The following is a 25330-nucleotide window of genomic DNA, read 5'->3' as shown; positions in this document are numbered from 1 at the left end:
TCTTTTTATGACAATTATAAAAAGCTTAAAGCGCTCACCCGCTTGCTTAAAAGCCTTTGGCGTTTTTTAAAAAAACATTGAGGAGAACATGCAAAAAACGACATTTTTACCATTAGCATTGGCGGGCTTGTTAGGGTTTGGCTGTGCGCCTAAGGTAGCAGACAAACACGAGCAAGGCCCGATTCCCTTTTCTTACTACGAGGAGAGCGAAAAGCCCCAGCCTAAAAACCATTTATTGGTTTTGATCCCCCCACTTGCCATCAGCTTTAGTAAAACCGTGCCGGTGAGTATGCAACAAGGCTTTAAAGAGTCTATGCGCGATCAGATCAAGGCAATCTTAACAAGGCGTGGTTTTAGCGTGCAAGAGGTTACACTCCCCTTAAGCCCCACTCAGCAAGAGCAGGGTTACGCCCTCATAGAGGTGAGCGGGTCTGTGAAAGTCTTGGAGGACATCAGCTTAAAGGAGGATAGGCTAAGAAATGGCGGCTTGGAGGGCAAAAACGCGAATTTGTCCATGGGGTATTTGACCTTAAAAGTTTTAGAGCCTAAGAGCAAAAAACCCTTGAATATGGCGAGTTTAGAGTTGCCCGGTTATCAAGTCCGCACCCCTGTAACCGTGCGTCAAGAGCGCGGCGTTTCTGGGGGGTATATGCCTACAAGTGTAGTGACCCCCATCCGCGGGGAGGGCTTTGACAGCAATGTTTACCAAATTTTAATGCAAATCTATGCGCAGGGAGTGCATAGAATCAGTCAAACCTTAGACCCTGACCAGCTCACAGGTTACCGCTACTTGGTGGAAAAATTTAAGAAGGGTCGTTAGGCAGGTCTTCGCGCAAGTGGAAAACTTGCGCTCCAAAATCTGTATCCACCTCCACCCTTAAGGACCCCTCACAAAAAACTTCGTAGTCCATTTTTTCGCCAAAATTCAGCACGAAGCTGGGCAAGATAGGCAAGAGGGCGCAACGCCCCCGGTTGAGAATAATTTTATTGATATGCACTCTTTTAACTAGGGCTTTGATCTCTAAAATGTGCTTGGTTTGCCACACCCCATAATCTCTTGTCCAAGAGGTGTAGGGCTGTTTTTGGCTAAAAAACACCGCACTTAAAGGGGCTCTAGGCTGTTGCATCTGCTCTTCTCTTAAGAGTTGTTCGCCGGTGGGTAAAGCCAGCAGGGGGCTTAAGAGCAAACCAAGCGCAAGGGCTTTCAATCATTGCTCCTGTTGATGTTGCGATCTAAAATGGAGCGGATTTTTTCGACATTTTGGTGGTTGGTGGAAAAATAGATCTCTACGCGGTTGTTGCGCATGCGATCTTCTACGCTGTCATTAGGCATGATGGGGTCGTTTTTGCCATAGGAGGTGAAAGAAAGCTTTTGTGGATTAATGCCATCACTTAACAAGGCTTGCATGACCTTGTAGGCGCGGCTTGCCGCAAGGGCGTAGTGATCTTTAAAATGGCTAGAAGCGGGTAAGGGGGTGTTGTCGGTGTAACCGCGTACATTGATTTCTGCTTGGTCTGGCAAGAGTTTGATGATTTTGGCGATGCGGTGGATGTACTCACGCATGCCGGCGTTGATCTTATCGCCATAGGGGTCTTCAAAGAGCAAACTAGAGGGCAATTTAAGCACAGCCCCCTGATCGGTTTGCTCTAAAATCGAGCCCTCCCCCACTTTGATGATTGTTATCTGTGAGCGGTTGGAGCGCTCTGAGGATTCTTTCTCTTCGTCTACATTGCTTTGGGTTTCACCCGGGGCGGGGGGGATTTGAATCACAGGTTGCATGGAATCGGGCACAGGGGTGTAGTCAAAAATCTTAATAAATTCTTTTTTTAAGGCCTTGACCTTGGCTTTATTGACCACGGTGATCGAGTAAAGGGCGATGAAAAGCGCGAGCAGCAAGGACAAAAAGTCCGCATAAGGCACCGCCCAGCGCTCCCCAACGGGACACTCGACCTTTTTTGCTTTCTTTGCCATTATTCAAACTGCGATTTTTTAGGCTCGCCGGGAGCAATGTAGTTTAATAACTTCATTTCTAAATCCCTAGGGTTGTCTCCGTTGGCAATCCCGATAATGCCCTCTAAAATCATCACCTTTTCTTTTAAAATGTCCTTAGATTTGTTTTTAAGTTTATTGCCAAAGGGGCCAAAGAGGGCGTAAGAGCACATGATCCCCGTCACCGTGGCGGTGAAAGCCCCCGCGATGCCTGCTGCCATTGCTGGGGGGTTGTCTAGTTTTTGCAGCGCCAACATCAGCCCCAGCACCGCCCCTACAAGCCCAAAGGTCGGGGAGGACTCGCCCGCGGTGATCCAATAGTGTGCTGCCCCGTGGTAATACTCTTCTAACTCTTCGATTGCCACATCTAGGCTCTCTTGCACGGATTTAATGTCCTTGCCATCCACGATCATCGAAAAGCCGTTGCGGGTGAAGTCGTCCTCAATCTGTGCCACTCTAGACTCGAGCGAGAGCACCCCATCTTTTCTTGCCATGGTGGAGAGCTCCACGATGTTTTTAATCGTGTCTTGTAAATTCACTTTGGGGTTTAAAAACACAATTTTAATCTCTTTAAAGGCTGCCTTGACATGGCGGGCGTGGGTGCCCACCATCGCCGCGCACAAGGTCGTGGGGATGATAATGATTAAGGAGCTTATGTGTATAACATGGGCAGGGTTGCCCCCCTCTAAAATATCCCCCACTGCAATGGATGCAATCGCCAAGACCACACCTAGGATTGATGACAAATCCATGAAAAACTACCCTTTCTTTAAAATCTACTGCGGATAATCCGTTAAAGCCTGTATGCCATGTTTTCCGCACACCCGGCACTCTTCGTTGCGCTGGACACTGATTTTTCTAAAATCCATGTTTTTGGTATCCACATGCAAGAGCTGGTTAGTGAGTAGGGGGAAACCTAGAAAATATTTGATCGCTTCAGACGCTTGGATGCAACCCACAACCCCGGGCACCACCCCGAATAACCCCGCCTTAAACACGCTGTTAAGCTCCACACTCGGGGGTTTGTCAAAAATACAGGCAAAACACGCGCTCTTTCTAGGCAAAATCGTGATGGTTTGTCCGTGGTGCTTGAAAATGCCGGCGTGGCTTAAAGGCTTGTTTGCCAATACACAGGCATCGTTGATCAAAAACTTGCCCGCGAAGTTGTCGGTTGCATCGATGACAAAATCGTAGTCTTGAATCAGGTGCAAAGCATTGGCGGCGGTGAGTCTCTCAAAATGGGTTTCAACTTGCACTTCAGGATTCAAGGCCAGCATTTTGCGCTCAGCAGACTTGACCTTAGAGCTGTGAATCTCGGGCGTGGTGTGTAAAATTTGGCGCTGCAGGTTGCTCAACTCAATGATGTCAAAGTCCAAAATCCCAATGCGCCCGATGCCCGCTGCGGCCAAATAAAAACAATTGGGCGAGCCAAGCCCCCCGGCTCCAATGACAAGCACGCTCGCACGCAACAACCTTTCCTGCCCCTCCTCGCCCACATCTTCTAACATTAAATGCCGTTTATAGCGTTCTTTTTGGCTCTCTGTCATAGCTTTCCTTAAGAAGTGATGTGTGCAATCCACGCGGGCATGTGGGGCTGCTCGGCCTTTAGGCTTGTGGCGCGCCCGTGCCCGGGGTAAATGGGGCAATCTGGCCTATCTAGTGCGTAAAAACGCTCTAAAGACTCTTTCATGTCTTTGGGGTTGGAGTAGGGGAAGTCGTAACGGCCGATGCTTCTGTGAAAGATAAAATCCCCGCTAAAAAACACCCCCCCCACTTCGATGACACTACACCCCGGGGTGTGCCCGGGAAAGTGCCAATAAGTGATCTTGACCCCCTCCACCTCAAAAGAATGGCTCCTTTTATGCCCCTCAATGGGCTGGATGTCTGCCTCTTTGCAAGTGGGCTGGCCTAAATGAAAACAATCTGTGGTGAGCATGAAAATGTCCTCTTTAGGCATATACAAAGGCACGCTAGCCCATGCTTGCTTTAAGGCGGGCGCGTCCCAAATGTGATCGTAATGCCCGTGTGTGATGAGGATGGCTAGGGGGTTTTTGGCCTGCTCTTGCACCCACGAGCTGGCCTGAAAGCCCGGATCGATCACCAAATCGCCCTGTGCCAATTGCAAGACATAACAATTTGTTTGTGTGTTGCCAAAAGCCTGCACTTTGATTTCAAACATTTTTCCATTTTAGCAAAATTTGCCTAAAGTTAAACCCGCAGTTGATAAACATAGGAGTACTCTAGCGCATTTTGCAAAATAGCGGATAAAATCTAGGACTTCTTTAAAATCCTTAAAGTCTTTAAAATCATAGAAGATTGACAAAAATTTTAGGGTTAAAGTCTAAAAGAATGGCATGGCAGATTGTAAAAGCGTGGCTTGACTCATTGTAGGGTAACCCTATACAATTGGTTGCCTTGCATTAGAATTTTGTATTTAAAATTACTATTTATTAAACATAGGTGTGGAGTGGAGTCAAAAAAGCATAGCGCTGTAATTTAGGAATGAAAGGCATGGCTTATGAATTTATCTAATGTCAGGATTGGCACAAAGCTCGTTGGTTTAATCATTGCAGTTTTACTGGTCATCTTTATCGTTTTGGCCTTAGTGATCACCCACAAGTCTTCTGAAACTCTGCAAGAAGAGGCTTACAAAACCCTCTACAATGTTGCCGAGAGGCACGCTAATCGCATCATCCCCGCCTTTGGCCAAAGTTTTGCCCTTCTAGAAACCCTAAGAGAGACGATTCAAGCCTCCATTGCCAACAACTCCTTATACGAAGATGAATTGTCTAATTTTGTGAGCACTGCTTTTGACGAGGCCAATTGGTCAGACTATTGTTTTCTTTACCTTCCACGCGCCGTCTTTAAAGATTCGCGCACTAAAATTTTGCAGCCAGAAGAAGCAAAACACCTTGATTCTAAAGGTTTCTATTTGGCTTTTGAGGACACCGATATGGGACACGCAGGAGGGGTGATTTCCCTCTCTGCCCAGCAGAGTGCCAGTGTTTTTAACAGCGCCCACATCCAAGAAGTGTTGCAGAAGAATAAAGACGCGGTGAGTGAGCCGATGCACATCAACATTGCAGGCAAGGAGATAAGCACCGTCATCGCCACCGTCCTCATTAGAAATAAACAAAAACAAGTGGTAGGGTTTATCAGCGTTGCCATCGATCTTGCTAAAATGCGCCAAGAGATCATCTTGGATAAAAACAGCTCGGTTTATCGGGGGGACATCATCGCAGTGCTTTCCCCTACGGGCAAGGTTGCCGCTTTCCCGGACACCAAAATGATTGGAAAACCCTTGATTGAAGTCAATCCGGGCCCTTTGACAGAGGCCATTTTAGAAGCTGCAAAAGAGCACAAAGAAGGGGTGTTTCCTTATATGAATATTAGACACCAAGAATCTTTCATTGGATTGGTGAATTTTAAGGTGTGGCGCGGCATCGATCAGTTTTGGTCGGTCTTTATTGTCGCCACTAAAGAGGCCATTTTTAAGCCTAGAAACGAGCTTGCAAGACTTATCATCGTGACCGCTGTTTGTTCTCTCATTGCCGCGGGGGTGTGCGTGGCGTTTTTGGCCAATAAAATCATCTCTGCGCGCCTCTCTGTCGTGTTGGAGGGCTTGGTTACTTTTTTTAGGTTTTTAAACCACGAAAAAGTCTCCCTGAAGCCCTTAAAGACGCAAAGCAATGACGAATTGGGGCAGATGGTGAGTGTCATCAATGCCAATATCCAAAACATCCAAAAATCTTTGCAAGAGGACGAGCAGGCAGTGTCCCAATCAGTCAGCACGGCTAAGATCATCGAGTCGGGCGATTTGAGCGCAAGAATCACACAAATCCCTGCTAACCCCCAGCTTAAAGAACTTAAAAATGTACTCAACACCATGTTAGACACCCTAGAGAGCAAGGTGGGGCGCAATATGCAGACCATCAACGCCGTTTTTGAAGCTTACAAGAAATTTGACTTCACGGCTGAAATCCCAGAGGCTAAGGGCGCGGTGGAGATCACCACGAATATGCTAGGCCAAGACATCCGCGAGATGCTGAGTGCCTCTTTTGCTTTTGCCAAAGAATTGTCCTCCCAGAGTGCCATCTTAAGAGAATCCATGCAAGCTCTCTCGCAAAGCAGTGTGGAGCAATCCAACTCCCTAGAGGGGACAGCCAAAAAAATTGCCCAAATCACTGCTTTTATGCAAAACACCAGCACCCAAACCACAGAGATCACCAAGCAGGCCCAAGAGATCAAAAACATCATTGGCATCATCCAAGACATCGCGAATCAAACCAATCTTTTGGCCTTAAATGCCGCCATTGAAGCCGCCAGAGCGGGCGAGCACGGGAGGGGCTTTGCGGTGGTGGCTGATGAAGTGAGAAAATTAGCCGAGAGGACCGGGAAATCTTTAGGCGAGATCGAGGCCAATGCTAATTTATTGATCCAAAGCATCAATGAGATTGTTGCCAATGTCCAAGAGCAGGCCAGTGGGATTGAAGCGGTCAATGAAACGGTCGAGCAATTAGAAGTTGTGGTGCAAAAGAACGCCCAAATCGCCCAAGACACCGATCAGATCACCCAAAAAGTCGATGACATCGCTAAGGAAATTTTTGACGATGTCAATAAGAAGAAGTTTTAAGACAGGAATGGGGCAACTTGAATGAGCCACTTAAGACTTGCACCTAAGATCTAGTCTGTGGCTCTGTTTGCCCTCACCTAGTGTCTTGTGCGCGGGAGAACTTGGCCTTAATTTGTGTAAGTTTGCTTAAAAAGGCGTGTTTTAAGGAAGTGCCCGTGTGGTTAAAGCTTGTGTGTTCGTGATAAAGGTGCGGACACTCTATGGCGTTTTGTAAAAAGTTTAAGATTTTAGAAAAGCTCAAATCTTGATAAAATCTAGGCTTGCCCTCATAAGTGTTTAATGGGTGGGCATGCAGCATGTCTAAATAGGCGTTGTCGTGGGTGTCTAAATAGCGGATAAAGTCTAGGGCTTCTTTAAAGTCTTTAAAATCATGGACATTGACAAAACTCTTCGGGTTGAAATCTTTAGCCACTTCAGGATTGCCCCAGTAAATGGGGATGGTGTGGGCAAAGTAAGCGTCTATGATTTTTTCTGTGGTGTAACCTAAGCCTATTGAGTTTTCAAAGCACAGATTAAATTTATACCCGCTGATGAACTCGTGTTTGTTTTGCACCAAGTGCCCGATCGTGTTAAACACCCCCCCCCCCGCAACCGGTTTGTAGGTGTTTAATTCTTGATAAAAAGCATTGCGGATAGGTGCATTAGGATTAGAGGCCACAAAACTCGCAAATCCTCGTTTGAGTGGGTCGCTTTGTTCTCGTGCGAGGCTATCTATTTGGGGATGGACTTTTTGAAAGTCTGCCTTAGTGGGGTTTGTGGTTTCTAAATGAAAAGGGGTGTTTGTGTGTTTTAAAAGATTTGCATGCATCTGCCATAAGTTGAGATAATACAAAGGCACGCGTAAATAGCGATCGTTAAATTCAATCTCATCAAATCCCATGCCAAAGTCATAAACATTAAAATCGATGCGCTCGTTTTCGCCCGTGTGCCCTATGCGCTTTTGGGGGAAGTCCAAGATACTTCTAAAAAAATGATACCCCTCTTCTCTAAAAGAAGCGCCAAAAACGAGAGCACAAGGATCTTTAGGGCTCGTGGTGAGGGTGATGTCGTGTTGTGTGGCTAGAATGTGGTAGAAAAACCAACTCTTAAAATTCCCTAAAGTGTCGCCGGCAAACCAATTGGCAACCCCAATTGCGATCGGCTTTTTAACCGGGGCATTTTTTAGCTGACTAGACTCAATAAAAACTCTTAAGAGCGGAGCAAACACGACAAACCTTAGCGTTTTTAAGAATTATAGCATGGAGTTTTTAGGAGTTTTTGTTATAATGGGGGCTTATTTAGCCAAAGGATTGATATGCAAGTCTTCATCAATGGGCAGGCAAGGGAATTTGACAAGCCCCTAGACATCGGCACCGCCGTTAAAGAGTTGGGCATTGAGGCGCAGGTGTGTGCGGTGGCTTTAAACGAGTCGGTGGTGAAAAAAGAGAAGTGGAGCACAACGCCCTTAAAAGAAAACGACCGCCTAGAGTGTTTGCAGTTTATGGGAGGCGGTTGATATTATCAACCGCCTTCAGCCGGCAACCGCCTCCCTCAATCGTTTTAGGGCTGGTGTTGCCACCGCCTTTAAGACATAGAGGATCGCCTTTGTTTAAAAATGCCTTTTACTAAAAAGTTGCCATTGTTTAAAGATCGCCCGCGCTCTGCTTTCGTCTTGCCCCAAATTTTAGAGGGCGCGCTTTTTATCGCCGATGCCCACCACCAAGAGGGCATGGCAGATTTGCCTCATTTTTTGGAAAAGATTAGAGCCCGTCCGCCTAGCCAGCTTTTTTTGATGGGCGATATTTTCCAAATTTTAGTGGGCAGCGTGGTGCAAAGCCACGCCCCATGTGTTTTAGAGCAAATAGAGTCTTTGAGCCGACAAATCCCCGTTTTTTACTTTGAGGGCAACCACGACTTTGGCTTGCGCTCTTTGCCCCAGCTGAAAAACGCCACAATCTACCCTAGGGGCACGCAACCCGTGGCCTTTACGCACAAAAATAAAATCTATTGCCTCGCGCATGGGGATTTGTTTTTAGGCTTTGGGTATGGTTTGTATATCCGCTTGCTCTTAAATGGCTTGAGCCTGCGATCTTTAGGTTTTTTAGCCCGTTTTCGTCCCCTTTACGCGCTCGTTAGCACGCCCATTTATGCCAAAAAAATTAAAAACTTCCCCCAAAGCGATTTAGATTTTACACGCTTTGCCACGGCGCGGCTAGAACAATACACTTTGTGTAAAAACGGCACACCACCTTTAAGCGGTGTCATCGAGGGGCACTTTCACATTGGGCGCATCCACAAACCCCAAGAAAGCCCGTTGTATGTGGGTCTGCCCTCCTTTTACTGCACGAAAGAGATTACAGAATTGGGGGGTTTGGACTGGATTATCCACCCAGCCCTGCGCTAAACTAAGAGAAAATAAGCTAGAATTAAAGCCCTTTTAAATTTTGTGAAATGGGGATGGCGCTTGACGGAACAAAATTTAAACACCGCCTTAAATTTGGGTGAGATTGAGTTGGTGGATTTTAGAATCTTTGGCTTGCAGGGTGATCAACCCTTTGAGGGCATTTATGGGATCAATGTGTCTAAGGTGCAAGAGATCATCATGATGCCTGAAATCTTTGAGTGCCCCACTAATTTGGACTACATTTTGGGCGTTTTTGATCTGCGCTCAACCATCATCCCCCTCATCGATCTATCTAAATGGCTGGGGATCCCTGAGGATGAACAGCGCATTGTAGAAAGGGTCGTGGTCATCACCGAGTTTAGCAACGTTAAAATGGGCTTTTTAGTGCATGAGGCCAAGCGCATTCGGCGCATTGACTGGAGCAAAGTCGAGACCGCTGCCTTTAGCAACCACAACACGATGAGTAGGGACAAGATCACAGGGATCACCAAGATCGAGGGGGATCGAACCTTGTTGATCTTGGACTTGGAGAGCATTTTAGACGACCTGCAAATACATGAGCCCAAAGCCCCTAGATTCCACGCAGAAAAACAAGAGATTAGGCAGTTTGAGGGGATTGCTATGTTTGTGGATGACAGTAAAGCCGCGCGCACCATCATTAAGCGCACCTTGTTAAAAATGGGTTTTGAGGTGGTGGAGGCGGTGGATGGCAAGGATGGCTTGGCTAAATTAGAAAAGCTTTACCAGCAATACCAAAACAAGTTGGATCAAAAATTAAGACTCATCGTGTCGGATGTAGAGATGCCTAAGATGGATGGCTATCATTTTTTTTCTAAAATCCAAGAAGACCCAAGGTTTTGCCAAATCCCTGTACTTTTTAACTCTTCGATTTGCGATGATTACAGCGCGCAAAGAGCGTTAAATTTGGGGGCCAAGGGGTATTTGGTGAAGTTTGATGAAGAGCGTTTTATGGACGAGATCGCTAAGATTTTAGGCTAATTTTAAGTATAATACGACAGATTTAAAAGGAAGAGGTGTTTGTATGGATGATATGAAGGAGATCATGGAGGACTTTTTAGTCGAAGCCTTCGAGATGAATGAACAGCTCGACCAAGATTTGGTGGAGTTGGAGCACAACCCGGAGGATTTAGACTTATTAAACCGCATTTTTAGGGTCGCCCACACAATCAAGGGCTCGAGCTCTTTTCTCAACCTAGACACCCTAACCCATTTGACCCACAACATGGAAGATGTGTTGAATCGGGCGCGCAAAAACGAGCTAAAGATCACCCCGGACGTGATGGATGTGGTCTTGCGTTCGGTGGATATGATGAAGACCCTATTGGTCAATATCCGCGACACGGGCACGGATGCGAATGCTGGCTTGGACATTGAGGGGATCACTAGGGAGTTGCAGGCCATTGTGCAAGGCGATGGCACACAAGCCCCAACCCAAGAGGGCGAATCCGCAGAGCCCGCAAAAACAGAAGAGCCCAAAACAGAGGCCGAAACGACAGCAGAGGCTAAAAAAGAAGAGGCCGAGTCAAAGGGCGAGCCGGATTACTCGAATATGAGCCCGCAAGAGGTGGAGCAAGAGATCGAGCGGTTGTTAAAATTGCGCCAAGAGGCAGACAAAGCCCGCCGCGCAGAGAAAAAGAAAACCACTGAAGGTAAGGCCACACAAAGCGCTCCCAAGCCGCCCACACCTAGCCCAGTCCCAAGTGCGCCCCCTCAACCCGCTGCTAAAGCGGGGCCCGCTCCCAAGAAAGACGGAGAAAAGTCGGTCGCTATTGGAGTGGAGCAAACCGTGCGCGTGGATGTGGGGCGGCTGGATCACTTAATGAATCTCATTGGGGAGTTGGTGCTGGGTAAAAACCGCCTGATTCGCATTTATAGCGATGTGGAGGAGCGCTACGATGGGGAGAAATTCTTAGAAGAGTTGAACCAAGTGGTGTCCTCAATTTCGGCCGTAACGACAGACTTACAGCTGGCGGTGATGAAAACAAGGATGCAACCCATTGGCAAGGTGTTTAATAAATTCCCCCGCATGGTGCGCGATTTGAGTCGCGAGCTGGGTAAAAGCATTGACTTGATCATCGATGGGGAGGAAACAGAGCTGGATAAATCCATTGTGGAGGAGATCGGCGACCCCTTGATTCACATCATCCGCAACTCTTGCGACCACGGGATTGAAAAACCAGAAGAGCGCAAAATGTTAGGCAAGCCAGAGACGGGGCGGGTAGAGCTTAGTGCTTACAATGAGGGCAACCATATCGTGATCAAGATCACCGATGATGGGGCGGGCTTAGACCCAGAAAAACTCAAAGCAAAAGCCATTGAAAAGGGCGTGATCACTGAAAGAGAAGCGGCCACGATGACGGACAAAGAGGCCTTAAACATCATCTTTAAACCCGGCTTCTCCACCGCTAAAACTTTAAGCAATGTTTCCGGGCGGGGCGTGGGCATGGATGTGGTGAAGACCAACATTGAAAAACTCAATGGAATCATTGAGCTCGAGTCAGAGGTGGGTGTGAGAACCACGCAAAAACTCAAAATCCCCCTCACTTTGGCCATCATCCAAGCCTTGCTCGTGGGCGTGCAAGAGGAGTACTACGCAATCCCGCTCTCTTCTGTGCTAGAAACCGTGCGTGTTAGCCAAGATGAGATTTACAGCGTGGATGGCAAGAGTGTGCTGCGTCTGCGCGATGAGGTGCTTTCGCTCGTGCGCCTAGCAGATATTTTTAAAGTCGATGCGATTTTAGAGAGCTCTAGAGAGGTGTATGTCGTCATCATCGGCCTAGCCGATCAAAAAATCGGGGTGATTGTGGATTACTTGATCGGGCAAGAGGAAGTGGTGATCAAATCCTTAGGCTACTACTTAAAAAGCACGAAGGGGATTGCCGGGGCCACGGTGCGTGGCGATGGCAAGATCACACTCATCGTGGATGTGGGTACGATGATGGAAATGGCTAAAAATGTCAAAGTCAATGTCAATAGCCTTTTAGACGAGGCGCAAAGCTCCAATGCCAAAAACAACCCCAGCGATTACATTGTCTTAGCCATTGACGACAGCAGCACAGATCGGGCAATGATGCGCAAGTCCTTAAAACCGCTAGGCGTTACCGTACTAGAGGCAACAAATGGCATAGAGGGGCTGGAGATGGTGAAAAACGCTGATAAAACGCCGGATGCGGTGTTGGTGGATATTGAAATGCCTAAAATGGATGGTTACGCCTTCGCTTCTGAAGTGCGTAAGTACAATAAGTTTAAAAATCTGCCTTTGATTGCCGTAACTTCAAGGGTGACCAAGACCGATCGCATTAGAGGGGTGGAAAGCGGGATGACAGAGTACATCACCAAGCCTTATAGCCCTGAGTATTTAGCTAATGTTGTCAAACGCAGCATTAAACTAGATGTATAGGAGCGTGTATGCAAGATGCCATCGCATTAAAAGAGTTGTTTGAAAAGCAAAAAAAAGGCGAAGTGGAAAAACAAGAGGACACCGAGGAGATTTTACAATTCATCGGTTTCATCATTGGCAGTGAGGAATACGCCATCCCCATTTTGAATATTTTAGAGATTGTCAAACCCATAGGCTACACAAGGGTGCCAGAAACGCCCAATTATGTTTTAGGGGTGTTTAACCTTAGGGGCAATGTTTTCCCTTTAATTAGCCTGCGCTTGAAGTTTGGTTTGTCGGCCGAAAAGCTCAATAAGGACATGCGCTACTTGGTGGTGCGCCACAAGGATCAAATTGCTGGCTTTTTCATTGACCGCCTCACAGAAGCCATCCGCATTAAACAATCCGACATCGACCCCGTGCCCGAAACCCTTTTAGAAAATAACCAATTGATCTATGGCATTGGCAAAAGAGAGGATAAATTGGTTTCAATTCTTAAAGTGGAAGAGATTTTGAAAAAAGACTTTTAATGCATCGTGCAGAAGATGGATTTTATGTTTGCTAAACTAGGGATAGCGGCCAAGCTCATTATTGGCGTGTGCGTGGTGGTGATGCTAGGCATTACGGTCCTAGGGGTGATGATTAGCAAACAGGTAAGAAGTGTTATGCGCAACACCACCATTGAAACCATGCAAGAAAATATTAATCAAAATGCCGCTCGCCTACAAAGGGTGATGGATCGCATGTTTGCATCTATGAGCGTCCTAGGAGAAAATCTCGCCTCCATTGATTTTATCCATAATGAAAGTAGAAAGCAACAACTGATTGGAAAATTTTTAAATAGTACTCCAAACGTTAGACTGATCAGTGTATCCGCCGTGGGCGATCCCAATGGCTCTTACATTGTGAGCAAAGTGGGAAATACCCTAGAAACTTTCATTAAAAAAGATTTTTACAACCCCAAGATCACCCGTCAAGTTTTACAAAATGGAAGGATTCTCAAAACGAAGCCCTATTTTAAAGAGATTGGTGGGCAAAGGGCTTTTGGTTTTGAATTAGCGGTGCCCCTTAACAGAGATGAGCGTGGTGCAACTAAGTTAGTGGGAGTGATGATCGCTTTTGTGGATATTGATAGCTTTGCGGATGTGGTCATGCGTGCCAAAAACGACACCTTTGTGATGCAACAAAACGGGTATTTGTTGCTCACACACCCTAAAGACATCCAAGGTAAATTACTCAGCGATGTAAATACCGATCCCACAGCAAAGCATCTCATGGAAGTTGTGCATGAAAACCGCTCCGGTGCTATGGACTACCACGCCATTAGTACCAAGAAAAGTAGCTTTTTAATCGTTAGATCCTTTGATATTTTTAGCAAAATTGGTCCTGATGATTTTAAATTCAATTGGGCGATCGCACGGTTTGTGAGCAAAGACCAGGTTTTTGCAGCAGCTCGCTATTTGCAAAAGTTGATTTTTATCATGGGGTTGGTTGTGGTGATTGTGTTGGTAGCCACTGTTTATATCCTCGTACGCTATTTGGTGGGTGACCGCATTGGAGTGGTTTCCAACACCCTAAGTGGTTTCTTTAGATTACTTAACGATCCTAAGAATAGCCAGGATATACACATTGTCGAGCCAAAAATGCTCGATGAGATCGGGTATATGCAACAATCCATCAATGAGAGTATCTTAAAAATCCACGAAAACACCAAAACGGACAGCGCCACCATTGAGAACATGCTAGAGGTGGTGCGCCACATTAAGGAAGGTGACTTCACGCAAAGGATCACCGCTATGCCTAATAACCCCGATCTCTTGCAATTAAGAGAGCTCTTTAACGATGTGGTGGCGTATTTGCAAGAACGCATAGGTTCTTACATGCAAACCATTAACCAAGCCTTTGAACGCTATCAGGCTCTAGACTTCACAAAGGGTATCCCAAATCCCTCCGGCGATATTGAAAAGGCTATCGATGCTTTGGGGGCCGAGATCACCAAAATGTTACGCACTTCTCTAGATTTTGCCAGCGCACTCACAAAAGAATCAAAAGGCTTAAAAACCTGTGTTGATCAGCTCACAAACAGCGCAAACCAGCAAAATAAAAGTTTGATTCAAACTTCTCAATCCATCGAATCCATCACAGAGAACATCACCAACATCAGCCAAAAAAGCGAGGAGATGATCGCCCAAGGACAAGACATTAGAAACATTGTAGAGATCATTAAAGACATCGCCGATCAAACAAACTTATTGGCCCTCAATGCCGCCATTGAGGCGGCCCGAGCGGGACAACACGGGCGGGGCTTTGCGGTGGTGGCCGATGAAGTGAGAAAGCTAGCTGAACGCACCCAAAAGTCTTTGGGCGAAATTGAGGCAAACATCAATATTTTAGTCCAAAGCATTGCCGACACCACAGAGTCCATTAAGGTGCAAAGCCAAAGCGTGGAGGGGATCAACGCCTCTTTACAAGTGTTTAAAGAGGACACACAAAACAACCTCAATGTCGCCAACACTTCTTTAGAAGTGGGTAACAACATTGAGCGCATCTCCCAAGACATTTTAGAGGACGCGAACAAGAAGAAGTTTTAATGCAGATTCTTAAAAAAGTCCTATGGGTTTTATTCATCCTGCCCATGGTTTTGGGCGGGGTCTTTGGGAGTGGGTATGTGTTTTACTTGTGGCAAGAAGCGAGCAAGGATATTCAAAGAGTTGTGGATTACAAGCCCGACTTGACCACACAAATCCTAGACACCAAAGGGCGACTCATCGCCAACATTTACGATAAAGAATTTCGTGTCTATGCGCACTTTAATGAAATCCCTCCGCGCATGGTGGAGGCACTGCTTGCCGTAGAAGACACCTTATTTTTTGAGCACAATGGCGTGAATTTAGACGCGATCATGCGCGCTTTTATTAAGAATTTACGCAACCAAAAGTACGCCGAGGGGGGCAGCACTTTAACCCAACAATTGGTGAAAAATATGCTGCTTACCCGCGCTAAAACACTGGATCGCAAACTCAAAGAGATGATCTTGTCACTGAAATTGGAGCGGGCTCTAAGCAAAGAACAAATCTTAGAGCGTTATTTTAACCAGACCTTTTTTGGGCATGGCTTTTATGGCATCAAAACAGCGGCTTTGGGGTATTTTAAAAAGCCCTTAGTCCTTTTGAGCCTCAAAGAGATTGCCATGCTCGTGGCACTGCCGCGCGCCCCCTCTTTTTACGACCCCACAAGACGGCTAGAATTTTCTTTGGCCCGTGCCAATAGCATTGTCAAGCGCATGTATGATTTGGGTTGGATTAGCCAACAAGAGATGGACACGGCCTTAAATGAAGTGCCTAAGGTCTATCACACCACTCTAACCCAAAATGTCGCCCCCTATGTGGTCGATGAAGTGGTGCGTACCCTAAACTTCTTACCCGATTTAAAAACTGGGGGTTACACAATCAAGCTTTACATCGATTTGGATTACCAAAAATTTGCGCGCGATTCTTTAAGACTGGGCTATGCCAACACGCTTAAAAAGCTAGGCAAGAGCGAAGACGACACCCTAAATGGCGCAATCGTGGTGACAGAAACCAACAGCGGGCATGTCTTAGCCCTTGTGGGCGGCGTGGATCACCACAGGAGTGCTTTTAACCGCGCCACGCAGGCCAAACGCCAATTTGGCAGTGCCGTCAAACCCTTTATTTACCAAGTCGCCTTTGACAATGGCTTGACAAGCGCGTCTTTAATCCCGGACATGGCGCGCAGTTTTAATAACCGCAACGGCGCAACTCCACAACAACGCCACTGGCGGCCCAGAAACTACAACCGCAAAGTCAATGGCCTAGTTACCTTAAAACAAGCTCTCACCCACTCGCTTAACCTTGCTACGATTAATTTAGTCGATTATGTGGGCTTTGACACGATTTATCGAGGCCTTAGCTCCTTTGGTTTTGAAGATTTGCCCAAAAACATGTCCATCGCGCTGGGCAGTTTTGGCATTTCACCCCTAGAGGCGAGCATGCAATATTCGCTTTTTTCTAACTATGGCAGTATCCTAGAGCCCGCGCTCATTGAGAGCATCACCGATTCTAGAGGGCAGGATAAAGCCTTAAAACTCATCACGCCTAAAAACATCCTCAATGCGTCTGAGGCCTTTTTAACCCTGTCCGTGCTTCAAAATGTCGTGGAAAGGGGCACCGGACACGAGGCGCAAGTGCCCGGTCTAGAAATTGCAGGCAAAACGGGGACTTCCAACAACGATGTGGATGCGTGGTTTTGTGGCTTTAGCCCAAGTTTGCAAGCCGTTGTGTGGTTTGGGCGTGACGACAACACGAGCATAGGCAGAGCGATGACGGGGGGGATGGTGGCTGCCCCTGTCTTTGGCGACTTCATGAAAAAAGCCCTAAAATTTGATCCCAACTTAAAACGCCGCTTTGAAATCCCAGAGGGCGTGATCGCCCGGCGCATCAATGGGGAAACTTACTACACTCTTAAAGGTGCAGCCATCCCCAACCAAAGCCAAAGTGCCGCGCCTCTTTTATTCTAGGCTTGACAAAATTTTTAAAATAGTGTATTATCGCTTCTTTGTTTGCATGACCCGTTAGCTCAGCAGGTAGAGCAATTCCCTTTTAAGGAATGGGCCGCTGGTTCGAATCCAGCACGGGTCACCAAAGGCTCCTTCATCTAGTGGTTAGGATACCACCCTTTCACGGTGGTTACAGGGGTTCAAATCCCCTAGGAGTCACCACGCGGTCGCTTAGCTCAGTTGGTAGAGCGCCACCCTTACAAGGTGGATGTCATAAGTTCGAGTCTTATAGCGACCACCATTGGAGCGGTAGTTCAGTTGGTTAGAATACCTGCCTGTCACGCAGGGGGTCGCGGGTTCAAGTCCCGTCCGTTCCGCCACTTCCCCAAAACATTTTTCAATAGACCCCTTCATCTAGTGGCCAAGGATACCACTCTTTCAAGGTGGAAACGGAAGTTCAAATCTTTCAGGGGTCGCCACTATCTAGGGCATTCTAAGCCCATTTGCAAGAGTCTTAAACCCCTAGCGCGGGTGTTTCACCAAGGGCACTCTAAGAAGAGATCAAAGCTGGCCTTGTTGCGCAACTCCCTTTTAAAGTCTAAATTGATCATCACTTCCTTGCTGTTAGAAAAGGTGTCTATCAACTGTTTTCTAATCACCACCCGACAACCCTGCGTGTCAAATGCGTAGGGGATTTTATCGATGGCGATTTGAAAGCGGGTGGGGGTTTTTTGTTGTAGGGCGTAGCGTTGGTAGGGGGTGTTGATGCTGTGATCTTTTTGCTTGATTTGAGAATATTCGTAAGTTTTAATGCGCCCTTCAATGTTGGTGATTTGCGTGGAAGAGTCGTTGATCTTAAAGGTTTGGGTTTGCCTTTTGGTTAAAAACACTTCACCCTGCATAAACTTTTGTAATTTATAAGAATAGACATCTAAAAACAACTTGCCATGCGACTCTTCAATGCCGACCTCCCGTCCGCTCAAGGGGTAGTAATTTTCCTGCGAAAAGATCACTTTTTTAGGTTCATCGGTTTTTAGACGGATCACCTGCTTGGTTTGGGTTGTGCTTTGGGTGGGGCTGCTGATTTTCGAAGTTTGTAGATGGTTATGATTGACCGTGTTTGTGATGTCTTCTTTGTAGTTGAAGTTATAGTTAATGGGCGTAGCATTGGGAGGTTGCCCGCATCCGCAAAACACCCCCAAGCAACATGCCAAAAACAACCCCCCACCTTGCGCCCAAATCCGCTCCATAAAAACCCTTTTTACACACGCCAACCCCCTGTTGCTAGGGATACAAGCGTTCTTTAAGTCAAATGCTACTAATATCGCCCCATTTAGTGGGTTTTTAACCCAAGATGGCAACAATCTGCCATTCTATCATAATTTGGATTGTAAAAAGGTGGGCCGAAGCGGCAAGAGGTTTAGAGCTTTTGGTGTCTATCAATCATAAAAAGGAGCAGGATGCTTAAAATCGTCATTTTAGGCATGCCTAATGTGGGCAAGAGTTCCTTATTCAATTGTTTTTTAAAAAGCCGCAGTGCGATCACTTCCAATGTCGCCGGGACCACCAGGGACATTAAAAAACAAACTTTTTTGCTCGCCGGGCATGGGGTGGAGTTGTGGGACACGGGGGGGTTTGACCCTAAGCATGTCTTTGGGGATCAAATCGCTTCGTTCAACATGGGAGCGGTTGAAGCCTGCGATTTGGTATTGTATGTTGTGGATGGCAAAATCCCCCCCCAAGACACGGACAAACAACACATTTTAACCATCCAAAAACAAAACTGCCCCTGCTTTTTGCTCGTCAATAAGATAGACAACGAAACAGAAGCCCTAAACGCCTATGAGTTTGCCAAGCTTGGGGTCAATGACATGTTTTTTGTGTCCGCTAGCCACAACAAAGGTTTAGACAAACTCCAACAAGCCATCTTAAAGCACTTTGGGCTAAAGCCCCTAGAAGCTCCCCAAGCTCTAGAGGTGCCCGAGAGAATCCAAGTGGGCATCATCGGGCGGGTGAATGTTGGCAAAAGCTCGGTTTTAAACGCTTTGGTGGCACAAGAACGCTCTTTGGTCTCTAGCGTGGCGGGCACGACCATCGACCCAGTGGATGAAACAACCAAGCACAATGGGCAAGAAATCTGCTTTGTGGATACAGCCGGGTTGCGCCAAAGAAGCAAGATTGAGGGCTTAGAAAAATTTGCCCTCGATCGCACCCGTAAGGTGCTTGAAAAATCCCACATTGCGCTCTTGATTCTAGATGTCAGCACGCCCTTTGTGGATTTGGACGAAAAAATCGCCTCTTTAGCCGAAGAGTACCGCTTAGGGCTGGTGGTGGTGTTGAATAAATGGGACATCCGCCATGCGAGTTTTGAGAGCATTTTACAGACTTTCAAATATAAATTTAAATTCTTGCAACACGTCCCAATCATCACAGCCAGCGCCACTTCTAAACGCCACATCTTTCAAATTAAGGACAAAATCCTAGAAGTGCATCGCCATTTTTCTATGCGTATCAGCACCAGCACCCTAAATCAAGTCATCGCCCAAGCCACCCAAAAGCACCCCCTACCAAGCGACCATGGCAAGATTGTGCGCATTTATTACAGCACGCAGTTTGCCTCCTGTCCGCCCCAAATCGCTTTGGTGATGAATCGCCCTAAGGCTCTGCATTTTAGTTACAAACGCTATTTAACCAACACCCTACGCCAAAAATTCGGCTTTTTGGGCACGCCCATCATTTTATTAGCTAAGGGCAAAGAAGACTCGCTTAATCCATGAACACTAGCTACTTTACCGACTTTATCCAAGCCAAAGACATTTGCAAAACCCGCATTTTTTACGCCCTAAAGTGCAGCCCCAAAGAGGGGCGCATTTTGCAACATTTAGCCACACAATACCTAAAAGGGCAAAGCGACATAGAAGTTGCCGACTTGCTAGAGACTTTATTTAAAGCCAAAGAAGCTGAGGCCCTGCCCTATTTGGCTTGCATTAAAAATCTCTTGGATTTAGAGTGGGTCGTGCAAGAAAAGCGCACTAGACGACAAGAAGTGCTGTTATTAGAGTTGTTTGACAGCTCGATTGCTCTAAGCGGGCATTTTTTTAAGCTCGTCCAAGAGGGGCATAACAAACACCCTTTTTTAGAAATCACACCTTATAGTGATCATTTGGATTACTTCAACGATTGGTTTTTAAAGATCGAGATTTTGCAAAAACTACAAAAAGTGGGCTTGAGGGGGCGGGCCAAATTACAAGCGGATTTACAACTTTTAGAGCACAAGATAAAGGCCCGCACAAAGAGCACCCAAACCCCCCTAGCGGTGCAAAAATTTTTAAACAAGCACCACCTAAACCCCAAAGAAACCTTGCTTTTCTTTGCCCTGTTAAAAGACGCTTACAATGCTAGAGATTTTGTCAAAGAAGACGACTCGTTAAGCCAACACCAAAATTTATTGCAACTTCTCAGTGCCGATGGGAGCAACAGCGCAGAAAGTGCCCATCTTTTAAGCCCCACAAGCCCTCTTATCAAAAAAAAGATCATGGACTATGAAGAGCTGTTAGACCCCTTTGAAAACGGCTTGGTGCGGCAATTCTTTTTACAAGACATGGTGCTTGAAACCATCACTTCTCCCACGCCCCCACGCGCCAACACCACTTTAAAGCACATCCTCAAAGACAGCGACATTTTTGAAGCCCTTGAGCCTAAAGAGGGCTTAGAGGCAGTGGTTTTAAGCCAAAAAACCAAAGAGACCTTAGAAGTTTTGTTGAAACAAATGGACCCGCAGATGCAACAACGCCTAAAAGAGTGGGGGCTTGAAAACAAGAATCATAAGGACATCGATGCCAAGATCATCTTTTATGGACCGCCGGGCACGGGCAAGACGATGAGCGCGCTTGCCCTTGCCAAGAGTCTGAAAAAAGAAGTTTTGGGCTTTGATTGCTCTAAAATTTTGTCCATGTATGTGGGCGAGTCGGAGAAAAACGTCCGTAGGATTTTTGACGACTACCAAAAGATCGCCAGACAATGCAAAAACCCGCCCATTTTGTTTTTAGACGAGGCCGACCAGTTTTTAAGCACCCGCACGAGTGCCAGCAGTGGGGCGGACAAAATGCATAACCAAATGCAAAACATCTTCTTACACCAAATTGAAAAGTTTGAGGGGGTACTCATCGCGACCACGAATTTATTAGAAACCCTAGATGCCGCCTTTTCCCGCCGTTTTAACCACAAGATCGAATTTAGACTCCCCACTTTCGAGCAAAGGGTGCAGTTGTGGGAAAAATACCTGCCCAAAAACGCCCCCTACGCCCCGCCAGAGAGCGCAAAGAGTTTAGCCCGCCAGCTAGCCAAACACGCTTTAAGCGGGGGGCAAATCGCTTTGGTAGTGAAAAACACCGCCTATAAAGTCGCCACCTATAAAAATCCCCTTTTTAGTTTAGAGGACTTTACCAGCGAGATCGCCAAAGAAAAACAAGGCAATTTTGACGGGGCTAAGAACATTGGCTTTGGAGTGGGGCTGTGATCGAGAGTCTAGAGATACAAGGTGGGCTTGTCTTTGCGCTGGCAAAGCTGGACTTTAGCCCCCGTTTAAATGTGATCAGTGGGGCAAGCGGAAGCGGGAAGAGCGTGTTGGTGGGGGCGATTTTAGCCAGCGTGGGGCTAAAACCCTTGCAAGCCAAGTTTGTTAAAGCCCAATGGAAACAGGGTAGAATCCAAGCCACAAAGGACAAGAGGACCAGCTACACCCTAAACGCCAAGCCCATGACAAAAAAGAGTTTGCAAGAGAGCTTTAGCCCCCTTGTTTTACACATCTCCAGCTACAAGCAAGCCCAAGAGTTGCAACCCCATTTTCTTTTAAGCCTGCTTGATGGCTATGGCCCCCCAAAGCTGCTAGAGAGTTTTAAAGAGGTCTTTGCTAGCTACCAAAAAGCCCAAGAGCAACACCAAATCTTACAAGAACAAGGGGCACATTTAGACCTACAAGCTGAAATGGCCCGTTTTGAGCTGTCTAAATTGCAGGCTTTGGATTTGAGCGAGGGGGCTTATGAAAAACTTTTGGAACGCAAGAGGGCGCACCAAATGCAAGAAAAGCGGGGCGTGGAGGTCAAGGCCGCCCTAGAAGCTTTAGAGCACGCCGATAAAATCGTAAAAGCCCTGCCCGAGCTAAAAGCCCTAGCCCTAAAGCAGCTCTTAGACGAGGCGCAAGATTTTTTACTAGACACAGAACACGCCCTAGAAGAGTTAGAAGCCCTAGACATTGAGGCGTTATTGGATGAAATTAGCCAGCTAGGGGGGGTTGTTAAGAAATACGGGAGCGTGGCTTTGGCAAGAGAACGTCTAGAGCAACTTAAGGCAAATTGCAAGGAGTACAACCAACACCAAGAGAGCTTGCAGGCAAGCCAAGAAAATTGCGCCAAATTAGAGCAAGAGAGCTTGCGTCTAGCCTTGCAACTTAAAGCCACGCGCCAAGCCAACTTAGCCAAAATGCAACAAGACCTAGAAAGTTACACCAACAAGCTTTTATTAAAGCCCCCCATCTTAGAGTTGCAAGCCACACCCTTAAGCTCTAGTGGGCTTGAGAGTCTAGAATTGCAACTAGGCAATACCCCAAGCACACACATCAGCGCGGGCGAGCACAACCGCTTGCGCTTAAGCCTTTTGGCCTTAAAAGCGCACAAGAGGGGCAAAGAGGGGCAAACAATTTTTGTCGATGAGCTCGACACAAATTTAAGCGGGCAAGAGAGCGCGTGTGTGGCGCAGATTTTAAAGGAACTCAGCGCACATTATCAGATCATCGCCATCTCCCACGCCCCACACTTACCCGCCCTAGCCCAGCGCCATTTTCTTGTTTATACCCACAATAAGCAAACTTGCGTGAAGCTTTTAAACAAAAAAGAACAGACCCTAGAAATCGCCCGTATGGTCGATGCCAATTTGGGTAAGGAAGCCATCGCCTACGCCAAAATGAAGTTAAAGCCTCAGTCGTGATCCCTTATGCGCTGTTAAACGCCTTTGCTAAATTGCTTAAAGAGCAGCGCAAAATCACCATCCGCCACGCCAAACAAACCATCAGTCTAGACACGCCTAACTACCCCTTTAAAGCGTGCATGCAAAAGGGCAGTGGCCACATTTACCTAGATGAAAGCCCTCTTGAGTTGTCTAAAACCCCCTTTAACCTTGCGCTTGAAAAGTGCGCGAGCAACGCTAGGATTGTCGATGTCTACTTAGAAAACGAAGATCGCATTTTAAAAATCGTGCTCGAGTGCGCCACGAGTTATAAAAAAATAGAGAGCGTTTTACAATTAGAATTTACAGGCAGGCACAGCAACGCCATTTTACTGAACCCACAGGGCATTGTTATCGAAGCTTTGCGTTTTGTGTCTTTGGAGCAAAGCTCTCGCCCCGTGCTTAAAAACACCCCACTAGCTCCCCTAGAAAAGCCCGCCTTTAAACGCCCCCCCCAAGAGAGCCCAGACACCCCAGTCTTATTGCAGGCTTTGCAAGACTTGCACGCCAAGACCACGCAAAAGCAGCTTGACAGCTATAAACAGAGTCTAAAAAACACATGGTTGAAGAAGCAAAAAACCTTACAAGGGTTTTTAGACGACTTAGCAAGCCCTAAAGAGTTGCAAGATTTAAGCCACACCAAGCAACGCCAAGCCTCTTTAATTTTATGCCATTTGCACGAGTTAAAGCCCCAAAGTTTGTATCTAGGGGAATTGTGCTTAGAAAACACCAAAATTCCCCTGCCTAAAAACGCCCGTTCCCTAAGCGATGCGGCAAATAAACTTTTTAAAGAATCTAAAAAGTGCCAACAAAGGGCGTTGCACATTGTTGTACAACAAGAGAATTTAGAGTCTAAAATCGCCTTTTTGCAGGCAAAAATCGCTTTGCTCGATCAAAGCAATTTAGAGGATTTAAAAGTTTTGACCCCTAGCAAACAGGGCAAGTACAAAAAGTCCCATGTGTGGGAAAGTTTTGAGATTGAGGGGGCAAGGATTGGCATCGGGCGCAATGAAAATGAAAACCGCGCCCTGCTCAAGGCGGGCAGGGCCAGCGACACATGGGCGCACATCAAAGACAAGCCCAGCGCGCATATGTTGATTTTCACGCACCCCAACCGCCCCTCAGCGAGCCTACTTAAGAAAGCGTGCCACCTATTAGCCAGACTTGCCTACGCCAATGAGAGCCAACAGGCGCTGAAAGTGGCGATTGATTACACACAAAAAAAGCATGTCAAATTCGCCCAAAAGGCAGGCAACAAAGCCTTTGTAACTTACACACACTTTTCTAGCCTCGTGGTCGCGCTCTAAGCAACGGGCATGATCAAGGTTTTAAACCCATCCTTTTCCACTAAAAAGGGGTCGGTGTTTTGGTTTAAGGAGAGCTTAAAAGTAGGGGCGTTGAGGGCATTGATGGCATCTAGCAAATGGCGGGCATGGACATGCAATTCAAAGCCCTCTAGAGGGGTTTTAGCTTCTATGGAGGTACTTGCAAAGCTCGGGCTTTCGCTCTGTGAAGATTCAAACTCGATGCGCTCGGGGTAAAAAACAATCTTTGTCGTGGCGCTTAAGGCATTTGTGATCTGTATCGCCTCTTTAAAGCTTTGGGATTCTAGGTCAAATTTGTGGGTGAATTCTTTGGGGAAAATGGCCTCGTAGTTGGGGTATTTGCCTCCAATGAGTTTAGAGTAAAGCAATAAGGCATCGTTCTTAAAAAAAAGCATGCTCGGCTCTTTGGGTTCGTAAAACATGTCAAAGTCGCCCTCAAAGAGTTTGCTAATCTCTAGCATGGCCCGCTTAGGCAAAATGTACTCCGTGTTTAGAACCTCTGCGGGCATGTTGTCCGCGTCCATTTGCACCAAAGACAAACGCCTTGTGTCTGTGGCGGCCAACTCTAGCCGCTCTTTCAAGACCATTAAAACCCCGCCAAATTCATACTTAGACGCGTTGGTTTTAATGACATGGACCAACTTTTTAAAATGCTCGCTAAGAGTGCCATCGCTAAAGTGCAAAGAGGGCAAATTTTCATGGCTGGGGAAAGCAGGAAAGTCGTTGCGATCAAACAAGGGGAGTTTAAATTTCGAGCGTTTAAAGCGCACATGCACAAAATCGCTGTCTGCCTCTAAAGACAGGTCGCCGTTTTCTAACTTGGAGGCGATGTCTAAAAAATGTTTGGCGTTAAAAGTCGCGCTCCCCTCTTTGGCAATGTCAGCTTGCAAATGCAAACAAAGCCCCATTTCTAGGTCGTTTGCCTCTAAGCGCAACACCCCACTTTTGGCTTCTAAACAGACATGAGAAGCGATGTTGGCTAAATCCTTGCGATCGGTGAAAGCCACAAGATTTTGCAGTGCCTTTTCTAAGCGAGTCTTGTCAATGATCAGTTGCATAAATGTCCTTTATGGATAAAAG

At 46.7% G+C, this 25330-nt stretch carries 21 protein-coding genes and 5 tRNA genes; 18 read left to right on the top strand and 8 right to left on the bottom strand.

The window, feature by feature from the left end; all coding sequences use genetic code 11:
- The first annotated feature begins 88 nt into the window (after positions 1-88).
- A complete protein-coding gene (locus HAL07_RS07475) occupies positions 89-820 on the top strand; it encodes an HpaA family protein (RefSeq protein WP_053941398.1) in 732 nt (243 codons plus the stop codon).
- Here HAL07_RS07475 and HAL07_RS07470 read toward each other — a convergent pair.
- The 5 genes from HAL07_RS07470 to HAL07_RS07450 are packed head-to-tail and all read right to left on the bottom strand — an operon-like array spanning position 804 to position 4169.
- On the bottom strand, positions 804-1208 hold the full coding sequence (locus HAL07_RS07470; protein WP_202903495.1) for a hypothetical protein: 405 nt from the start codon (positions 1206-1208) through the stop codon (positions 804-806). The genes HAL07_RS07475 and HAL07_RS07470 overlap by 17 nt on opposite strands.
- Complete coding sequence (gene motB / locus HAL07_RS07465; protein ID WP_053945606.1) at positions 1205-1972, bottom strand: flagellar motor protein MotB; 768 nt, start codon at positions 1970-1972, stop codon at positions 1205-1207. Before motB ends, HAL07_RS07470 begins: the two co-directional genes overlap by 4 nt.
- On the bottom strand, positions 1972-2742 hold the full coding sequence (gene motA, locus HAL07_RS07460; protein ID WP_053941396.1) for a flagellar motor stator protein MotA: 771 nt from the start codon (positions 2740-2742) through the stop codon (positions 1972-1974). Before motA ends, motB begins: the two co-directional genes overlap by 1 nt.
- 24 nt (positions 2743-2766) lie before the next feature.
- On the bottom strand, positions 2767-3537 hold the full coding sequence (locus tag HAL07_RS07455) for a HesA/MoeB/ThiF family protein (RefSeq protein ID WP_053945605.1): 771 nt from the start codon (positions 3535-3537) through the stop codon (positions 2767-2769).
- 8 nt (positions 3538-3545) lie between these two features.
- Positions 3546-4169 (bottom strand): MBL fold metallo-hydrolase, encoded by a 624-nt coding sequence (locus tag HAL07_RS07450; protein ID WP_053945604.1) that lies wholly within the window; start codon positions 4167-4169, stop codon positions 3546-3548.
- A 339-nt stretch (positions 4170-4508) separates the two neighbouring features.
- Between HAL07_RS07450 and HAL07_RS08315 the strand changes: the two genes are divergently transcribed.
- Entirely contained in the window at positions 4509-6623 is a 2115-nt protein-coding gene (locus HAL07_RS08315) for a methyl-accepting chemotaxis protein (RefSeq protein ID WP_053945603.1), read from the top strand.
- A gap of 73 nt (positions 6624-6696) precedes the next feature.
- On the opposite strand, the gene HAL07_RS07440 is transcribed toward HAL07_RS08315, so the two are convergent.
- On the bottom strand, positions 6697-7830 hold the full coding sequence (locus HAL07_RS07440) for a glycosyltransferase family 10 domain-containing protein (RefSeq protein ID WP_053945602.1): 1134 nt from the start codon (positions 7828-7830) through the stop codon (positions 6697-6699).
- An 87-nt stretch (positions 7831-7917) separates the two neighbouring features.
- Between HAL07_RS07440 and thiS the strand changes: the two genes are divergently transcribed.
- From thiS to HAL07_RS07380, 12 genes are all read left to right on the top strand, one after another.
- Entirely contained in the window at positions 7918-8118 is a 201-nt protein-coding gene (thiS, locus tag HAL07_RS07435; RefSeq protein ID WP_053945601.1) for a sulfur carrier protein ThiS, read from the top strand.
- Between the two features lie 123 nt (positions 8119-8241).
- Positions 8242-9006 (top strand): UDP-2,3-diacylglucosamine diphosphatase, encoded by a 765-nt coding sequence (locus HAL07_RS07430; protein WP_238374507.1) that lies wholly within the window; start codon positions 8242-8244, stop codon positions 9004-9006.
- 60 nt (positions 9007-9066) lie between these two features.
- The gene (locus tag HAL07_RS07425; protein WP_053940640.1) at positions 9067-10005 is read left to right on the top strand and encodes a chemotaxis protein; all 939 of its coding nucleotides are present in this window, start codon (positions 9067-9069) and stop codon (positions 10003-10005) included.
- A 43-nt stretch (positions 10006-10048) separates the two neighbouring features.
- The gene (locus HAL07_RS07420) at positions 10049-12427 is read left to right on the top strand and encodes a hybrid sensor histidine kinase/response regulator (protein ID WP_053945600.1); all 2379 of its coding nucleotides are present in this window, start codon (positions 10049-10051) and stop codon (positions 12425-12427) included.
- Positions 12428-12435: 8 nt separating this feature from the next.
- Positions 12436-12936 carry a chemotaxis protein CheW gene (locus tag HAL07_RS07415; protein WP_053940642.1) on the top strand — a complete coding sequence of 167 codons (501 nt, stop codon included), beginning with the start codon at positions 12436-12438 and terminating at the stop codon, positions 12934-12936.
- 15 nt (positions 12937-12951) lie between these two features.
- The gene (locus tag HAL07_RS07410; protein ID WP_053945599.1) at positions 12952-14997 is read left to right on the top strand and encodes a methyl-accepting chemotaxis protein; all 2046 of its coding nucleotides are present in this window, start codon (positions 12952-12954) and stop codon (positions 14995-14997) included.
- Positions 14997-16943, top strand: coding sequence for a penicillin-binding protein 1A (locus HAL07_RS07405; RefSeq protein ID WP_053945598.1), 1947 nt, complete (start codon positions 14997-14999; stop codon positions 16941-16943). The genes HAL07_RS07410 and HAL07_RS07405 overlap by 1 nt, the downstream gene beginning before the upstream one ends.
- A gap of 48 nt (positions 16944-16991) precedes the next feature.
- Positions 16992-17067 (top strand) — tRNA-Lys (locus HAL07_RS07400).
- A gap of 2 nt (positions 17068-17069) precedes the next feature.
- Positions 17070-17144, top strand: a tRNA-Glu gene (locus HAL07_RS07395).
- Positions 17145-17147: 3 nt separating this feature from the next.
- Positions 17148-17223: transfer RNA gene (locus tag HAL07_RS07390), tRNA-Val, on the top strand.
- A gap of 2 nt (positions 17224-17225) precedes the next feature.
- Positions 17226-17302 (top strand) — tRNA-Asp (locus HAL07_RS07385).
- Positions 17303-17325: 23 nt separating this feature from the next.
- Positions 17326-17401, top strand: a tRNA-Glu gene (locus HAL07_RS07380).
- 57 nt (positions 17402-17458) lie between these two features.
- On the opposite strand, the gene HAL07_RS07375 is transcribed toward HAL07_RS07380, so the two are convergent.
- Entirely contained in the window at positions 17459-18172 is a 714-nt protein-coding gene (locus HAL07_RS07375) for a cell surface protein (RefSeq protein ID WP_082355965.1), read from the bottom strand.
- A 210-nt stretch (positions 18173-18382) separates the two neighbouring features.
- Here HAL07_RS07375 and der point away from each other — a divergent pair, with 210 nt between their 5' ends.
- Genes der through HAL07_RS07355 form a run of 4 tightly spaced genes read left to right on the top strand, consistent with a single transcriptional unit; the run spans position 18383 to position 24232 of the window.
- Positions 18383-19699 carry a ribosome biogenesis GTPase Der gene (der, locus tag HAL07_RS07370; RefSeq protein ID WP_053945597.1) on the top strand — a complete coding sequence of 439 codons (1317 nt, stop codon included), beginning with the start codon at positions 18383-18385 and terminating at the stop codon, positions 19697-19699.
- A complete protein-coding gene (locus tag HAL07_RS07365; protein ID WP_053940646.1) occupies positions 19696-21441 on the top strand; it encodes an ATP-binding protein in 1746 nt (581 codons plus the stop codon). Before der ends, HAL07_RS07365 begins: the two co-directional genes overlap by 4 nt.
- Positions 21438-22907 (top strand): DNA repair protein RecN, encoded by a 1470-nt coding sequence (locus HAL07_RS07360; protein ID WP_053945596.1) that lies wholly within the window; start codon positions 21438-21440, stop codon positions 22905-22907. Before HAL07_RS07365 ends, HAL07_RS07360 begins: the two co-directional genes overlap by 4 nt.
- Positions 22904-24232: an NFACT family protein gene (locus HAL07_RS07355; RefSeq protein WP_053945595.1), complete on the top strand. Its 1329-nt coding sequence runs from the start codon at positions 22904-22906 to the stop codon at positions 24230-24232. Before HAL07_RS07360 ends, HAL07_RS07355 begins: the two co-directional genes overlap by 4 nt.
- On the opposite strand, the gene dnaN is transcribed toward HAL07_RS07355, so the two are convergent.
- Positions 24229-25308, bottom strand: a complete 1080-nt coding sequence (gene dnaN, locus HAL07_RS07350) for a DNA polymerase III subunit beta (RefSeq protein ID WP_053940649.1) — start codon at positions 25306-25308, stop codon at positions 24229-24231. The two genes, HAL07_RS07355 and dnaN, sit on opposite strands and share 4 nt — an antisense overlap.
- Between the last annotated feature and the right edge of the window lie 22 nt (positions 25309-25330).

Origin of the sequence: Helicobacter ailurogastricus, from assembly GCF_001282945.1 — a bacterium.
GTDB lineage: Bacteria > Campylobacterota > Campylobacteria > Campylobacterales > Helicobacteraceae > Helicobacter > Helicobacter ailurogastricus.
The sequence above is the reverse complement of the archived record's forward strand: the minus strand, read 5'-3'. Positions and strand labels throughout refer to the sequence as shown.

What these genes read in the sequence shown, in the direction of transcription:
- HAL07_RS08315 (WP_053945603.1), top strand. Translation starts at nt 4,509, where the DNA reads ATGAATTTATCTAATGTCAGGATTGGCACAAAGCTCGTTGGTTTAATC.
- HAL07_RS07450 (WP_053945604.1), bottom strand. Translation starts at nt 4,169, where the DNA reads ATGTTTGAAATCAAAGTGCAGGCTTTTGGCAACACACAAACAAATTGT.
- HAL07_RS07475 (WP_053941398.1), top strand. Translation starts at nt 89, where the DNA reads ATGCAAAAAACGACATTTTTACCATTAGCATTGGCGGGCTTGTTAGGG.
- der (WP_053945597.1), top strand. Translation starts at nt 18,383, where the DNA reads ATGCTTAAAATCGTCATTTTAGGCATGCCTAATGTGGGCAAGAGTTCC.
- HAL07_RS07415 (WP_053940642.1), top strand. Translation starts at nt 12,436, where the DNA reads ATGCAAGATGCCATCGCATTAAAAGAGTTGTTTGAAAAGCAAAAAAAA.
- thiS (WP_053945601.1), top strand. Translation starts at nt 7,918, where the DNA reads ATGCAAGTCTTCATCAATGGGCAGGCAAGGGAATTTGACAAGCCCCTA.
- HAL07_RS07420 (WP_053945600.1), top strand. Translation starts at nt 10,049, where the DNA reads ATGGATGATATGAAGGAGATCATGGAGGACTTTTTAGTCGAAGCCTTC.
- motB (WP_053945606.1), bottom strand. Translation starts at nt 1,972, where the DNA reads ATGGCAAAGAAAGCAAAAAAGGTCGAGTGTCCCGTTGGGGAGCGCTGG.
- HAL07_RS07405 (WP_053945598.1), top strand. Translation starts at nt 14,997, where the DNA reads ATGCAGATTCTTAAAAAAGTCCTATGGGTTTTATTCATCCTGCCCATG.
- dnaN (WP_053940649.1), bottom strand. Translation starts at nt 25,308, where the DNA reads ATGCAACTGATCATTGACAAGACTCGCTTAGAAAAGGCACTGCAAAAT.
- HAL07_RS07455 (WP_053945605.1), bottom strand. Translation starts at nt 3,537, where the DNA reads ATGACAGAGAGCCAAAAAGAACGCTATAAACGGCATTTAATGTTAGAA.
- HAL07_RS07375 (WP_082355965.1), bottom strand. Translation starts at nt 18,172, where the DNA reads ATGGAGCGGATTTGGGCGCAAGGTGGGGGGTTGTTTTTGGCATGTTGC.
- HAL07_RS07365 (WP_053940646.1), top strand. Translation starts at nt 19,696, where the DNA reads ATGAACACTAGCTACTTTACCGACTTTATCCAAGCCAAAGACATTTGC.
- HAL07_RS07410 (WP_053945599.1), top strand. Translation starts at nt 12,952, where the DNA reads ATGGATTTTATGTTTGCTAAACTAGGGATAGCGGCCAAGCTCATTATT.
- motA (WP_053941396.1), bottom strand. Translation starts at nt 2,742, where the DNA reads ATGGATTTGTCATCAATCCTAGGTGTGGTCTTGGCGATTGCATCCATT.